At 41.3% G+C, this 14,584-nt stretch carries 17 protein-coding genes; all 17 read left to right on the forward strand.

The window, feature by feature from the left end; translation table 11 throughout:
• Window positions 1-2: 2 nt before the first annotated feature.
• The 17 genes from HMPREF1518_RS04795 (at window position 3) to msrB (ending at window position 14,520) form a co-directional block, all read left to right on the forward strand.
• Window positions 3-614, forward strand: coding sequence for a hypothetical protein (locus HMPREF1518_RS04795; RefSeq protein ID WP_033584507.1), 612 nt, complete (start codon window positions 3-5; stop codon window positions 612-614).
• Between the two features lie 11 nt (window positions 615-625).
• On the forward strand, window positions 626-1,960 hold the full coding sequence (murC, locus tag HMPREF1518_RS04800) for a UDP-N-acetylmuramate--L-alanine ligase (protein ID WP_033584509.1): 1,335 nt from the start codon (window positions 626-628) through the stop codon (window positions 1,958-1,960).
• 9 nt (window positions 1,961-1,969) lie between these two features.
• The gene (locus HMPREF1518_RS04805) at window positions 1,970-2,437 is read left to right on the forward strand and encodes a GNAT family N-acetyltransferase (RefSeq protein WP_033584511.1); all 468 of its coding nucleotides are present in this window, start codon (window positions 1,970-1,972) and stop codon (window positions 2,435-2,437) included.
• Window positions 2,434-2,937 carry a GNAT family N-acetyltransferase gene (locus tag HMPREF1518_RS04810; protein WP_033584512.1) on the forward strand — a complete coding sequence of 168 codons (504 nt, stop codon included), beginning with the start codon at window positions 2,434-2,436 and terminating at the stop codon, window positions 2,935-2,937. The genes HMPREF1518_RS04805 and HMPREF1518_RS04810 overlap by 4 nt, the downstream gene beginning before the upstream one ends.
• 74 nt (window positions 2,938-3,011) lie before the next feature.
• Window positions 3,012-4,763, forward strand: coding sequence for an endolytic transglycosylase MltG (gene mltG, locus HMPREF1518_RS04815; protein WP_081730808.1), 1,752 nt, complete (start codon window positions 3,012-3,014; stop codon window positions 4,761-4,763).
• A 61-nt stretch (window positions 4,764-4,824) separates the two neighbouring features.
• Complete coding sequence (greA, locus tag HMPREF1518_RS04820; RefSeq protein WP_000818770.1) at window positions 4,825-5,307, forward strand: transcription elongation factor GreA; 483 nt, start codon at window positions 4,825-4,827, stop codon at window positions 5,305-5,307.
• 76 nt (window positions 5,308-5,383) lie between these two features.
• Window positions 5,384-6,748 (forward strand): amino acid permease, encoded by a 1,365-nt coding sequence (locus HMPREF1518_RS04825; RefSeq protein ID WP_033584514.1) that lies wholly within the window; start codon window positions 5,384-5,386, stop codon window positions 6,746-6,748.
• A gap of 99 nt (window positions 6,749-6,847) precedes the next feature.
• Complete coding sequence (locus tag HMPREF1518_RS04830; RefSeq protein WP_081730809.1) at window positions 6,848-7,258, forward strand: GNAT family N-acetyltransferase; 411 nt, start codon at window positions 6,848-6,850, stop codon at window positions 7,256-7,258.
• Between the two features lie 59 nt (window positions 7,259-7,317).
• Window positions 7,318-7,914, forward strand: coding sequence for an HAD family hydrolase (locus tag HMPREF1518_RS04835; protein ID WP_033584516.1), 597 nt, complete (start codon window positions 7,318-7,320; stop codon window positions 7,912-7,914).
• Between the two features lie 147 nt (window positions 7,915-8,061).
• Window positions 8,062-8,271: a helix-turn-helix transcriptional regulator gene (locus HMPREF1518_RS04840; RefSeq protein ID WP_001107496.1), complete on the forward strand. Its 210-nt coding sequence runs from the start codon at window positions 8,062-8,064 to the stop codon at window positions 8,269-8,271.
• Window positions 8,261-8,749, forward strand: a complete 489-nt coding sequence (locus HMPREF1518_RS04845) for a DUF6773 family protein (RefSeq protein WP_033584518.1) — start codon at window positions 8,261-8,263, stop codon at window positions 8,747-8,749. Before HMPREF1518_RS04840 ends, HMPREF1518_RS04845 begins: the two co-directional genes overlap by 11 nt.
• A gap of 116 nt (window positions 8,750-8,865) precedes the next feature.
• The gene (locus tag HMPREF1518_RS04850) at window positions 8,866-10,326 is read left to right on the forward strand and encodes a nicotinate phosphoribosyltransferase (protein ID WP_033584520.1); all 1,461 of its coding nucleotides are present in this window, start codon (window positions 8,866-8,868) and stop codon (window positions 10,324-10,326) included.
• Window positions 10,323-11,147, forward strand: a complete 825-nt coding sequence (nadE, locus tag HMPREF1518_RS04855; RefSeq protein WP_033584522.1) for an ammonia-dependent NAD(+) synthetase — start codon at window positions 10,323-10,325, stop codon at window positions 11,145-11,147. The genes HMPREF1518_RS04850 and nadE overlap by 4 nt, the downstream gene beginning before the upstream one ends.
• A 248-nt stretch (window positions 11,148-11,395) precedes the next feature.
• Window positions 11,396-11,947, forward strand: coding sequence for a GNAT family N-acetyltransferase (locus HMPREF1518_RS04860; RefSeq protein WP_033584589.1), 552 nt, complete (start codon window positions 11,396-11,398; stop codon window positions 11,945-11,947).
• A 163-nt stretch (window positions 11,948-12,110) separates the two neighbouring features.
• Complete coding sequence (ccdA2, locus tag HMPREF1518_RS04865) at window positions 12,111-12,821, forward strand: thiol-disulfide oxidoreductase-associated membrane protein CcdA2 (protein WP_033584523.1); 711 nt, start codon at window positions 12,111-12,113, stop codon at window positions 12,819-12,821.
• Window positions 12,822-12,834: 13 nt separating this feature from the next.
• Entirely contained in the window at window positions 12,835-13,398 is a 564-nt protein-coding gene (locus HMPREF1518_RS04870; RefSeq protein ID WP_033584524.1) for a redoxin family protein, read from the forward strand.
• 9 nt (window positions 13,399-13,407) lie between these two features.
• On the forward strand, window positions 13,408-14,520 hold the full coding sequence (gene msrB, locus HMPREF1518_RS04875) for a peptide-methionine (R)-S-oxide reductase MsrB (RefSeq protein ID WP_033584526.1): 1,113 nt from the start codon (window positions 13,408-13,410) through the stop codon (window positions 14,518-14,520).
• The last annotated feature ends 64 nt before the right edge of the window (window positions 14,521-14,584 follow it).

Here is a 14,584-nt window from a genome sequence, read left to right on the forward strand (position 1 = left end):
AAATGAAACAAGATCGATTTCCACTGGTGTCAGATGATGAGATCATGCTGACTAAAATGCCAGTCATGGACTTGTATGATGAGTCAGACTTTATTAGCAATATCAAGGGTGATTACCGCGATAAAAACTATTTGGAATGGTCTCCTATCAATGAGGAACAGGCTGTAACTCCTTCGGTAGCTAGCAAGGAGCCAAAACCAGGCCCAGAACCTAAAAAAGTTGAAAAAACGTATGCTGAATTGGCTCGAGAAGAGGCGCGTGCGGATCTGAAGAAGAAACGTTCGGCCAAGTATTTGACTCAGGATGTTAGTCATACTAGACGACACAATGGTTCAACACTTGTTCGTCAAGGAAACCAACCAACAGCACCATTTCAAAAGGAAAATCCAGGTGAGCTTGCCAAGTTTAGCAAAAACTTGAGCCAGTCCCACTATATTCTAGCCGAGGAGGCTGACCAGGTAGTAACTCCAACTCCGAAATCTCAAACGGAAAAGGCTAAAAAGAACAACTATGATTTTCTAAAGAAGAGTCAAATCTATAATAAAAAGAATAAGCAAACAGAACAGGAACGTCAGGTTGCCCAAGAGTTGAATCTGACAAGAATTACTGAGTAAGGGAGAAAAGCATGTCAAAAACATATCATTTTATTGGAATCAAGGGATCAGGGATGAGTGCCTTAGCCTTGATGTTGCATCAAATGGGACACAAGGTTCAAGGTTCAGACGTTGAAAAATACTACTTTACTCAACGTGGACTAGAGCAGGCAGGAATTACGATTCTTCCTTTTGATGAAAAGAACCTGCAAGGGGATCTTGAAATTATTGCTGGAAATGCCTTTCGTCCAGACAACAATGTTGAAATCGCCTATGCCGACAAAAATGGTATCAGCTACAAACGTTACCATGAATTCCTAGGTAGCTTTATGCGTGACTTTGTCAGCATGGGGGTTGCAGGAGCGCATGGTAAGACATCAACGACTGGGATGCTGTCTCACGTTTTGTCTCACATCACAGACACTAGCTTCTTGATTGGGGATGGAACGGGTCGAGGTTCTGAAAATGCCAAGTATTTTGTTTTTGAATCTGATGAATATGAGCGTCATTTCATGCCTTACCACCCAGAATACTCTATCATCACCAATATTGACTTTGACCATCCAGACTACTTTACAAGTCTAGAGGATGTTTTCAACGCCTTTAATGACTATGCCAAACAAATTAGTAAAGGTTTGTTTGTTTACGGTGAGGATGCTGAGTTGCGTAAGATTACAGCCAATGCGCCAATCTATTACTATGGCTTTGATGCTGAGGGAAATGACTTTGTAGCTAGCGACCTTCTACGTTCTACGACTGGTTCAACATTCACAGTTCATTTCCGCGGACAAGAGTTGGGTCAATTCCACATTCCAACCTTTGGTCGTCACAATATTATGAATGCGACAGCCGTTATTGGTTTACTTTATACAGCAGGGTTTGACTTGAACTTGGTACGTGAACACTTGAAAACATTTGCTGGTGTCAAGCGTCGTTTCACTGAAAAGGTTGTCAATGGCACCATTATTATTGATGATTTCGCCCACCACCCAACGGAAATCATTGCGACCTTAGATGCGGCTCGTCAGAAATACCCAAGCAAGGAAATTGTTGCAATCTTCCAACCACACACTTTTACTAGAACCATTGCCCTATTGGACGATTTTGCTAAAGCTTTGAGCCAGGCAGATGCTGTTTACTTGGCGAAAATCTATGGATCAGCCCGTGAGGTGGACCATGGTGACGTCAAGGTAGAAGACCTAGCAGATAAAATTAAGAAGAAAAGCCAAGTCATCACAGTTGAAAATGTATCACCACTCCTTGAGCATGATAATGCAGTCTATGTCTTTATGGGAGCAGGAGACATCCAAACCTATGAGTACTCATTTGAACGTCTTTTGTCTAATTTGACAAGTAACGTCCAATAAGAAAAAAGAATGGAAATTCCAATCACCATAGGACGGGCTACTTTATCGGATTTAGAAGAAATTGTAGCAATTGAAGAATCTTGTTTATCCTCAGAAGAAATAGTGAGCTACGAATTTTTAGAAGAGAGTATCCGTAAGATTGCGGATACCTTTCTTGTAGCTAGAGATGAAAACCAGCTCGTGGGCTATGTTTTAGGAGAGTCTCAGTCTCTTCATCCCACATGGATAGAAATAAGATCATTTGCTATTCATCCTGACCATCGCGGGCAAGGTTTGGGGACCCTTCTTCTTGCTAGCTTGAAACAAGTGGCGGTGGAAGGAGGGTATGAGTATCTTCGCTTGACTTGTCCTGATGACTTGCTCTCTTATTTTGAGATGAATGGCTTTGTTGAGGAAGAAGTGCCAGAAGCTTCATGCGCAAGATTTTCGAGATGGAATCTGATTTGGGCCAATCCTTTTTATCAGGAGGAAGTATGAAAATCAGACAAGCAAGATTTTCGGATTTAGATCAAATTTTAGAGATAGAGCTGGAGAATTTCTCCCTTGAAGAAGCCATTCCTCGTGCGGTCTTTGAGGCGCACTTACGTGAAATTCAGACCAGTTTTCTCGTAGCTGAAAAGGAGGGACGTATACTTGGGTATATCGAAGGTCCAGTCGTCCCACATCGTCATCTACAAGATCAGTCCTTTACAGAAGAGATAAAAGACTATAGCCATCGACCTGGAGGCTATATCTCTGTGACCTGTCTCTCCATAGCTAAGGAGGCACAAGCCTTGGGCGTGGGGAAAAGATTGTTAAGGGCTCTGAAAGAAGTCGCTTTAGAACATGAACGAGAGGGCATTAACTTGACATGTCATGACTACCTTATCTCCTATTACGAAAAGCACGGCTTTGTTAATGAAGGAATATCCCAGTCAAGCTTTGCTGGGGAAACATGGTATGATATGGTCTGGCAGCCTGAAAATAAAGAAAACTAGCTAGGGAATGCCCTAGTTGGTTGCTTTTCTGCGACTTTTAAGATATAATATTATGGATTGTCAACAAGGAGGTAATGCTTTTGACTGAAAAATCAAGAGAAGAAGAAAAATTAAGCTTTAAAGAGCAGATTCTACGTGATTTAGAGAGAGTAAAAGAACAAGATAGAAAAGAGAAAGAAGTAGACATTCCAAATCTGACAGCTTCATCATCTCAAGCTAGTTCAGTAACTCCTGCAAATCCTGAATCTGATACTTCAACAGAAGAGTTGATGGCTGATTCCCTATCTGTTGTCGATAAAATTCTAAAGAATGCGCCGAGTGTTCCTCCACTTTCGAGTGCTGAAGCTGATAAAACGGATGAAAAAGAAGAGAAAGAGATTAGACAACCTATCATTGACAAGATTGAAGTTGTAGAATCTGAAGAACCTCTAGTAGAACCGATTCATCCAGCTGAAGAACCTGTAGTGGAGTCCGTTCAACCTAAGGTGGAACCAGTTGAACTTGAACCTGAAGAAAAAGAATTTAACGATACTCCGACCAAGATAGACGTGACTTATAAGACAGAAGAGGCCAATACATCAGTTGCTTCTTCTGAGAATAAAGCTGAAGCGCTAGCTTCAACTGGATCCTCAGACAGATTAACGGAGGAATCACGTCATAACCGTCGCCGTAAAGGTAAAAAACCAACCAAGAAAAAGAAAAAATCAAAAGCCAAAGGTTTCCTAGTAACCTTTTTAGTTCTTTTGGTGCTTGTGGCTGCTGGTGGATACTTTGGGTACGGTTATGTTCAAGACTCTTTGAAACCTGTTGATGCGAGCTCTAAGGAGTATATGACAGTTCAAATTCCAGAAGGATCAAATGTGCAACAAATTGGGAGCACTTTGGAAAAATCTGGCTTGGTCAAACATGGACTTATCTTTAGTATTTATGCTAAGTATAAGGGTTCAGACTTGAAGTCAGGTTATTACAATTTGAAGAAGAGCATGAGTACGGATGACTTGATTCAAGAATTGCAAAAAGGTGGAACTCCTGAACCTCAAGAACCAGTGCTTGCAAACTTAACTATTCCGGAAGGTTATACTTTAGAGCAAATTGCTCAGACAGTAGGTCAACTCCAAGGTGATTTTAAAGAACCTCTTACAGCGGATGCTTTTCTGGCAAAAGCTCAAGATGAAACCTTCATCTCCCAACTAGTAGCCAAGTATCCAAACCTTCTTGGAAGTCTTCCAACAAAAGACAGTGGCGTTCGTTATCGCCTTGAAGGTTACCTTTTCCCAGCAACCTACACTATCAAAGACAGCACCACAGTTGAAAGCTTGATTGATGATATGTTAGCAGCTATGGACAAGGCCATGTCACCGTACTACACTACGATAAAAGAAAAGAATCTGACAGTTAATGAATTGCTCAGTATTGCTTCTCTTGTCGAAAAAGAAGGTGCTAAGACCGAAGATCGTAAATTGATTGCGGGAGTCTTCTATAACCGCTTGAATCTTGGTATGCCACTTCAAAGCAACATTGCTATCTTGTATGCTGAAGGAAAACTTGGCCAAAAGATTAGCTTGGCTGATGATACTGCAATTGATACTACGATTGATTCACCTTATAATGTTTATACACATCTTGGCCTCATGCCCGGCCCAGTTGATAGTCCAAGCCTCGATGCTATTGAAGCAAGTGTAAATCAGACAAAGAGTGAGTACTTGTACTTTGTAGCCAATGTTGAAGACGGTAAAGTGTACTTTGCAACGACAAAAGAAGAGCATGACCAAAACGTTGCAGAACATATCAATAGTAAATTAACACAATCAAGTAGTTCAAACTAAAATTATGTGGTTTTCCACATAATTTTGTTTTAAAAAAGTAATAGAAAAGAAAGTTGAAAAAATGGCAGAAAAAACTTACCCAATGACCCTTGAAGAAAAGAAAAAGCTAGAAAAAGAATTAGAAGAATTGAAACTCGTTCGTCGTCCTGAAGTCGTAGAGCGTATCAAAATTGCTCGTTCGTACGGGGATCTTTCAGAAAATAGTGAGTACGAAGCAGCTAAGGATGAACAAGCTTTTGTTGAAGGACAAATTTCAAGTCTAGAAACAAAAATTCGCTATGCTGAAATTGTTAATAGCGATGCAGTTGCCCAAGATGAGGTAGCTATCGGTAAGACAGTAACCATCCAAGAAATCGGTGAAGAGGAAGAGGAAGTCTACATCATCGTCGGTTCTGCAGGTGCGGATGCTTTCGCTGGGAAGGTATCAAATGAAAGTCCGATTGGACAAGCTTTGATCGGCAAAAAAACAGGCGATATTGTTACGATTGAGACACCTGTTGGTAGTTACGATGTCAAAATTTTAAAGGTTGAAAAAACAGCCTAAATAGAATGAAAATGGAGTAGTGGAGGTCTTGACTTGCTCAACTCCTTTTTGATTTTTTGAATAAATAGGAGACTATATGAGTTCAAATAAGAAAAAAAATAAAATGGAGCGTGGTTTAACCAATCGCCATGTTCAGGTGATGGCCATTGCGGGGACAATCGGAACAGGACTTTTCCTAGGTGCTGGTCGTTCTATCAGCCTTACTGGACCTTCTATCATCCTGATTTACATGATTACAGGAGCCTTTATGTTTTTGATGATGAGGGCTGTTGGGGAGATGCTATATCAGGATCCAGAACAACATACTTTTATCAACTTTATCACCCGTCATTTGGGGAAAGGCTGGGGGTATTTCTCGGTTTGGTCTTATTGGTTGTCTGTTGTCTTTATCGGTATGGCAGAAATCACTGCGATTTCGCATTATGTTCAGTTTTGGTTTCCTTCTTGGCCTAGTTGGTTGATTCAGATTGTTTTTTTAACGATTTTGGCCTTGGTCAATCTGATTGCGGTTAAGCTCTTTGGAGAAGTCGAGTTTTGGTTTGCTATGGTTAAGATTGTGGCTATTTTAGCTATGATTGCAACAGGGGTCTTTATGGTCTTGACAGGATTTGAAACACCATATGGTGCTGCAAGTCTGGCAAATATCAGCAATCAATTCTCTCTTTTCCCAAATGGAGTCATGAACTTTGTTATGGCCTTTCAAATGGTATTTTTTGCCTATCTGATGATTGAATTTATCGGAGTGACAACTTCTGAAACGAAGAATCCTCGTCAGGTTTTGCCAAAAGCAGTTAAGGAAATTCCTCTCCGAATTGTCTTCTTCTATGGTGGAGCTCTATTAGCCATTATGTCTATTATTCCCTGGAGAGAACTTGCTTCTTCAGATTCTCCATTTGTAACGGTCTTTGAACTGGCAGGGATCAAGTGGGCGGCAGCTCTGATTAACTTCGTCGTTTTGACGTCGGCCGCATCGGCTCTTAATTCAACCCTCTATTCAACAGGACGACACCTCTACCAGATTGCTCATGATTCACCCAATCGATTCTTAAAAGCGATCAAGGCAGATACTCTCTCTCGCCATAATGTTCCACAAAATGCTATTATTGCTTCAGCAATCTTGATTGCTCTGGCTGCCTTTATCAACGTTTTGCCAGGTGTTTCCGATGCTTTTGCTTTGATTACGGCGTCTTCATCAGGTGTTTACATCGCGATTTATATCTTGATCATGGTGGCTCATCTCAAATACCGCAAGTCACAAGACTTCATGGCGGACGGCTACCTCATGCCTCAGTATCGCTTGCTCAATCCCCTAACCATCCTCTTTTTCATCTTTGTCTTTGCAACCCTCTTTTTACAAGAGTCTACCTTCATGGGGGCAGTTGGTTCTGCCATCTGGATTCTTGTTTTCGGAATTTATAGCCAGTGGAAATTTAGAAAATAAATCATAAACTCATCAACTCAGCTTGGTGAGTTTTTTCTAGTTTGACAGTCTATTGAAATAAGATTATAATCAAGCTGTAACAGTTCTAAGGAGGTTTGGATGCACGTTAGATTGGAAAATAAGGAGTCTCATAAAGCGCAAGAAATAGAGGATTTGATTCGTGCTTATAATCGTTCCAAAAGAGAAGAGGCTATAAGTGAGCCACTGAACCTTTATGTCGAAGATGAAAAGGGCAATCTCTTGGCGGGCTTAGTAGCAGAGACTTTCGGAAATTGGCTGGAAATCGAATATTTGTTTGTGAAAGAGGAATTGCGAGGACAGGGAATCGGTTCAAAACTATTGGAGCAAGCTGAAAATGAAGCTAAGAATCGAAACTGTCAGTTTGCTTTCGTGAATACTTACCAGTTTCAAGCACCAGATTTTTATAAAAGGCATGGCTACAAGGAAGTCTTTACCTTGCAAGACTATCCCTACACAGGGCAAAGATTTTATTACCAAAAGGATTTGTAAGCTGAATATGAAAGTATAAAGCAAAGAGGAAATCTTCACATCACTATGGAGGTGGGCTAATGGATATCATACTAGATATGGGCAACGTTTTATTAGAATGGAACAAGGATAAGATTTTACAAAGTGTTTCGAATACGAAGAAAGATTATCTCATTTTAGATAAGAGCATTTTTCAGTCGGGGCTTTGGGAAAGATTAGATCTTGGGACTATGACGAGAGAAGAGTTGGTGCTTAAACTTGTGTCGATGATTGGAAGGGGCTATCAAAAGAAGGTTGAAGAAGTTATCTGGAATTGGCCTAGCTACATTGATATTTATAGGGAAGTCTTTCCTGTCTTGTCAGAACTAAAGAAAAAGGGGCATCGCATCTTCGTCTTGTCCAATACCTCAAAGGTATTTTATGACTTGCTGGAAGAGCAACTGTCTCCCTTAAAAGAACTTTTAGATGGCTTTGTCCTATCCTGTGATATAAAAGCTATAAAGCCTGATTTGGCAATGTTTAAGGGGATTCTCGATAAATACCAGCTAGATCCTACAAATTGTGTCTTTCTAGACGATATTGAGGACAATACAATAGCAGCTGAGAAATTGGGCATCAAGTCCTATCAGGTCAAGAAAAGAAGTGATGTCGTCGATATTTTGAAATCCTATATTTGAACTCAACACTCTCTATTTTTTGTGGTAGAGAGTTTTTTTGTTAATAAAATCTTACAAAATGACATTTATATATTGCATTAAGTTAGATATATGGTATAATGTTTTTAAAAGAAGCGCAACTTTTTAAAAATGTGAAGGAGGACGCTAGTGGCTAAAAATTTAAAATTAAAATTAGCTCGGGTGGAGCTTGACTTAACACAAGGGGATTTGGCAGAGGCTGTAGGTGTTACTAGGCAGACTATAGGCTTGATTGAAGCTGGAAAATACAATCCGAGTCTCTCGCTTTGCCAGTCCATTTGCAGACGCTTAGGAAAAACATTAGATCAATTATTTTGGGAGGAAGAAGATGAAAAATAGATTTTTTTATTATCAATTATTAGACGAAAGAGAAGAACAACTGATTAACAAAGCTGGGACAGAGTCTTTTAATGTGTTTATCGGGCTCATTCTGCTAAGCTATCTGGTGGCTGTATTAGCACCTGCTCTTTTTAATCCTAATATTCTTCTGGTTACCCTTCTTTTAGGAATTTTCTTCTTTTTCAATCGTGCACGACAACTTGGAGTGACCTACTATAGTCGTTTTCATTTTACGATTGGAGGGTGTTTGCTGGTGACTCTCGCTATTACGACCCTCTTGATGTTGCAGAATTATCAATTCAATATCGAAATTTATCAGCACAATCCTCTCAACGTTAAATATTTGTCTGCTTGGGCCATTACTTATCTGATTTACCTTCCTTGGGTTTTTATCGGCAATCTCGGCCTTAAAAGTTATGGCGAATGGGCTCAAAAAAAGTTTGAGCAAGATATGGATGAACTGGAGAGTGGAGAATAGCTTGTTAGCTTTTTATCAATCTCGGTAAAATGTGTTATAATAGTACTAATTTATCGGATGGTGTGAAAGTGGTAGAATACGTTCATACCTTTGTAAAGTAGGAAGAAGGAAAACAGATGTATCCAGATGATAGTTTGACATTGCACACGGACTTGTACCAGATCAATATGATGCAAGTTTACTTTGACCAAGGAATTCACAATAAAAAGGCGGTCTTTGAAGTTTATTTCCGCCAGCAACCGTTTAATAACGGCTATGCGGTTTTTGCTGGTTTGGAAAGAATTGTACATTATCTTAAAGACTTGCGCTTTTCAGATAGCGATATTGCCTACTTGGAGACGCTTGGGTATCATGGAGAATTCTTGGATTACCTACGAAATCTTAAGTTGGAGTTGACAGTCCGTTCTGCCCAAGAAGGGGACTTGGTCTTTGCCAATGAACCGATTGTGCAGGTGGAAGGGCCTCTAGCCCAATGTCAATTAGTCGAAACGGCTCTCTTAAACATCGTTAACTTTCAAACCTTGATAGCGACTAAGGCAGCACGTATTCGTTCGGTTATCGAAGATGAACCCTTGATGGAGTTCGGGACACGTCGTGCGCAAGAAATGGATGCAGCTATCTGGGGAACACGCGCAGCGGTGATTGGTGGTGCCAATGGAACCAGCAACGTGCGTGCTGGTAAGCTCTTTGATATTCCAGTCTTGGGGACTCATGCCCATGCCTTGGTACAGGTTTATGGAAACGACTATGAAGCCTTCAAGGCCTATGCGGCGACCCATCGTGATTGTGTCTTTTTAGTAGATACTTATGATACACTTCGCATCGGTGTGCCAGCTGCTATTCAGGTGGCGCGTGAACTGGGTGATCAGATTAACTTTATGGGTGTGCGGATTGACTCTGGGGATATTGCCTACATTTCTAAGAAAGTCCGTCAGCAACTAGACGAGGCTGGCTTTACAGAGGCTAAGATCTATGCTTCTAATGACCTTGATGAAAATACTATCCTCAACCTCAAGATGCAAAAGGCCAAGATTGATGTCTGGGGTGTTGGAACCAAGCTGATTACAGCCTATGACCAGCCAGCTCTTGGGGCAGTTTACAAGATTGTGGCCATTGAAGATGAAAATGGTAACATGCGCAATACCATCAAACTGTCTAATAATGCTGAAAAAGTGTCAACGCCAGGTAAGAAGCAGGTATGGCGCATTACCAGTCGTGAAAAAGGGAAGTCAGAAGGCGACTACATCACTTATGATGGAGTTGACGTTGCCAGCATGACTGAAATCAAGATGTTCCATCCGACCTATACCTATATCAAAAAAACCGTTCGTAATTTTGATGCCGTTCCTCTCTTGGTGGATATTTTCAAAGAAGGAACATTAGTTTACAACCTGCCTAGTTTGACTGAGATTCAGTCCTATGCTCGCAAAGAATTTGACAAACTTTGGGATGAGTACAAACGCGTGCTCAATCCGCAGCACTATCCAGTGGACTTGGCGCGTGATATTTGGCAAGATAAGATGGATTTGATTGATAAGATGCGCAAGGAAGCTCTTGGTGAAGGAGAAGAAGAATGAGTTTGCAAGAGACCATTATCCAGCAACTGGGTGTCAAGCCAGTGATTGACGCTCAGGAAGAAATCCGTCGTTCGATTGATTTCTTAAAGAGATACTTGAAAAAACACCCCTTCCTTAAAACTTTTGTACTAGGAATTTCTGGAGGTCAGGACTCAACCTTAGCAGGGCGCTTAGCGCAATTAGCTATGGAAGAAATGCGAGCAGAGACAGGAGATGACAGCTACCAATTTATCGCTGTCCGCCTGCCCTATGGCGTGCAAGCTGATGAAGTAGATGCTCAAAAAGCCCTCGCTTTCATCCAGCCAGATGTCAGCTTGGTTGTGAATATCAAGGAATCAGCTGATGCCATGGCAGATGCAGTTGAAGCGACAGGAAGTCCTGTTTCAGACTTTAACAAGGGAAATATCAAGGCTCGTAGTCGTATGATTGCCCAATATGCCCTTGCGGGTGCCCATAGTGGAGCTGTCATTGGAACAGACCATGCTGCGGAAAATATCACAGGCTTTTTTACCAAGTTTGGTGACGGTGGTGCAGATATTCTCCCTCTTTACCGCCTCAATAAACGTCAAGGAAAACAACTCTTGAAGGAGCTTGGTGCAGACCCAGCCCTTTATGAAAAAATCCCAACAGCAGACTTAGAAGAAGATAAACCAGGGCTGGCTGATGAAGTCGCCCTTGGAGTCACTTATGAAGAGATTGATGACTACCTAGAAGGCAAAACAATCAGCCCAGAAGCTCAAGAGACTATCGAAAACTGGTGGCACAAAGGCCAACACAAACGCCACCTACCAATCACCGTATTTGATGACTTTTGGGAGTAAAAAGGTCCGGGGGACCTTTTTAGCCCGAGTCTAGAAACAGGAAAACGAGGTAGATTCGGTAACTCGAAGAGTTTGATTTTCCTTGTCTCACCCCCGTAACGATGACTAGGTTTGAAAAAGCTTGGTAAAGCGCATTTCAAACCAGACAGCGACTGCGTCAAGTAACTAGATGAAAAACTTGTTTTCTAGCTGTTACTGAGTATAGTCTTTTTACCCTGAGCCTTAAGCTTAGAAAGCGAGGTAACATGATGAAAGCAATCGGTACGCAAATGTTACAGACAGAACGTCTGATTTTAAGAAGATTTGTGGAGAGTGATGCGGAAGCCATGTTTCAAAATTGGGCTTCGTTGCCTGAGAATCTGACCTATGTCACCTGGGATCCTCATCCTGATGTTGAGGTGACTCGGAACTCGATTCGAAATTGGGTTGCATCCTATACCAATCCCAACTATTACAAATGGGCCATTTGTCTCAAAGAGAACCCAGAGCATGTGATAGGAGATATCAGCATCATTGAAATGCACGAGGAAGATTTAAGTTGTGAGATTGGGTATGTTTTAGGAAAAGATTATTGGGGTTGTGGTATGATGACGGAGGCTTTAAAAGCTGTGTTAGACTTTTGTTTTACTCAAGCAGGCTTTCAAAAAGTCAGAGCTCGTTACGCTAGTCTCAACCCAGCTTCAGGCCGTGTGATGGAAAAAGCGGGAATGTCTTATCTAAAAACCATTGCTAATGGTGTGGAGAGAAAAGACTACGTTGCGGACCTTATTTATTACCAGATAAGTAGGGAAGACAGGTGATTCTCTTTTCTGTATCTACCAAAGTCAGACCTTGTCTGGCTTTTTTTGTGCCAGATTTTTGAATAAACTGATTAAATTCCTATTTTTCCCTATCATTGTCCCTGTTTTTTCTGGAGTTTTGGAGCTATAATAGTCCTATCAAATCAATGAATGGAGGAAGGCAATGGACAATGTATTCTTTTTTATCAGTGTTTTTCTTGCTGGAATTCTTTCCTTCTTTTCTCCTTGTATTTTACCCTTGTTACCGGTCTATGCAGGGGTCTTGTTGGATGATAAAGATAGTGATTGGGGTTCTAGCGGAAAATTTTCAATCTCACTTGTTAGTTTAGTGCGAACTCTGGCCTTTATAGCGGGGATTTCTTTTATCTTTATCTTACTGGGCTATGGAGCTGGTTTTTTAGGCAATTTGCTGTATGCTTCTTGGTTTCAGTATGTGACGGGTGCGGTTATCATTCTCTTGGGCTTGCACCAGATGGAAGTTTTACATTTGCAAGGGCTCTACAAGGAAAGAAGGCTACAATTAAAGAGACAGGGGCAAAAGGGTAACGGCTATAGTCAGGCATTTTTACTGGGGTTAACCTTTAGTTTTGCTTGGACGCCATGTGTGGGGCCAGTTCTGGGGTCTGTTTTAGCCTTGGCGGCTTCAGGTGGTTCAGGAGCTTGGCAGGGAGCTGGTCTCATGTTAGTTTACACGCTGGGATTGGCGCTACCATTTTTGATTCTAGCTCTCGCATCCAGCTATGTTTTGAAACATTTTCGAAAACTCCATCCTTACCTCGGAATCCTCAAAAAAGTGGGTGGTTTCCTCATTATCGTGATGGGAATCTTGGTGCTTTTGGGGAATGCGTCTATTTTGACAAGATTATTTGAATAGAGAGGAAGAAGAAATGAAAAAATGGCAAACATGTCTCCTTGGAGTCGGCTCAATCTGTTGCTTGGCAGCCTGTTCGGCTAAAAACATGTCAGACGAGTCTACTATGAAGGAGCAATCTAAAACAGAACAAGTCAGTGCGCAAACTGCGACTAAAGGTCAGGAAGTCGCCGATTTTGAACTAACAGGTGTAGATGGTAAGACCTATCGTTTGTCTGATTACAAGGGTAAGAAAGTCTATCTCAAATTCTGGGCTTCTTGGTGTTCCATCTGTCTAGCCAGCCTTCCAGATACGGATGAAATTGCTAAAGAAGCTGGTGATGACTATGTGGTCTTGACAGTGGTGTCTCCTGGACACAAGGGGGAGCAATCTGAAGCAGACTTTAAGAACTGGTACAAGGGCTTAGATTATAAAAATTTTCCAGTTCTAATTGATCCATCAGGCAAACTTTTGGAAAGTTATGGTGTCCGTTCTTACCCCACTCAAGCCTTTATAGACAAGGAAGGCAAGCTGGTCAAAACGCAACCAGGTTTTATGGATAAGGATATGATTTTAAAAACATTAAAGGAAATGGGGTAGAGAAAGGCTATGAATGATAAAGTAAAATTGTTTGTCTTGGCAGGGGTCATTCTCCTAGTCCTAACCGGTTTCTATTTTCTATTGATGCGAAATGCAGGGCAGACAGATAGCTCGCAAATTGAGAAAGCGTCAGTTAGCCAAGGAGGAAAAACAGTGAAAAAAACAGAAATTAGCAAAGACGCAGACTTGCACGAAATTTATCTAGCTGGGGGATGTTTCTGGGGAGTGGAGGAATACTTCTCACGCGTGCCTGGAGTGACAGATGCTGTTTCAGGCTATGCAAATGGTAGAGGGGAAACAACCAAGTACGAATTGATTAACCAAACAGGACATGCGGAGACTGTCCATGTCACCTATGATGCCAATCAAATTTCCCTCAAGGAAATTCTGCTTCATTATTTCCGCATTATCAATCCAACAAGCAAAAATAAACAAGGAAATGATGTGGGTACCCAATATCGTACCGGCGTTTATTACACAGATGACAAGGATTTGGAAGTAATCAACCAAGTCTTTGATGAGGTGGCTAAGAAATACGACCAACCTCTGGCAGTTGAAAAGGAAAACTTGAAGAATTTTGTGGTGGCTGAGGACTATCACCAAGACTACCTAAAGAAAAATCCAAATGGCTACTGTCATATCAATGTCAATCAGGCCGCCTATCCCGTCATCGATGCCAGCAAATATCCTAAACCAAGTGATGAGGAATTGAAGAAGACCTTGTCAACTGAGGAGTATGCAGTTACCCAGAAAAATCAAACAGAACGAGCTTTTTCAAACCGTTACTGGGATAAATTTGAATCGGGTATCTATGTAGATGTCGCTACTGGCGAACCCCTCTTTTCATCAAAGGACAAGTTTGAGTCTGGTTGCGGATGGCCTAGTTTCACCCAACCAATCAGTCCAGATGTTGCCACTTACAAGGAAGATAAGTCTTACAATATGACACGCATGGAAGTAAGAAGCCGAGTTGGAGATTCCCACCTTGGCCATGTCTTTACGGACGGTCCAGAGGACAAGGGAGGCTTACGCTACTGTATCAATAGTCTTTCTATTCGCTTTATTCCCAAAGACCAAATGGCAGAAAAAGGCTATGCCTATTTACTAGATTATGTTGATTAAGAACTCTTTCCTAAGCAGTTAGAGTAGAATTTTGCTATACTGATACTAGTAAGTGATAAAGGAG

The organism is Streptococcus sp. SR1, from assembly GCF_000526075.1.
Classification (GTDB): Bacteria; Bacillota; Bacilli; order Lactobacillales; family Streptococcaceae; genus Streptococcus; species Streptococcus halitosis.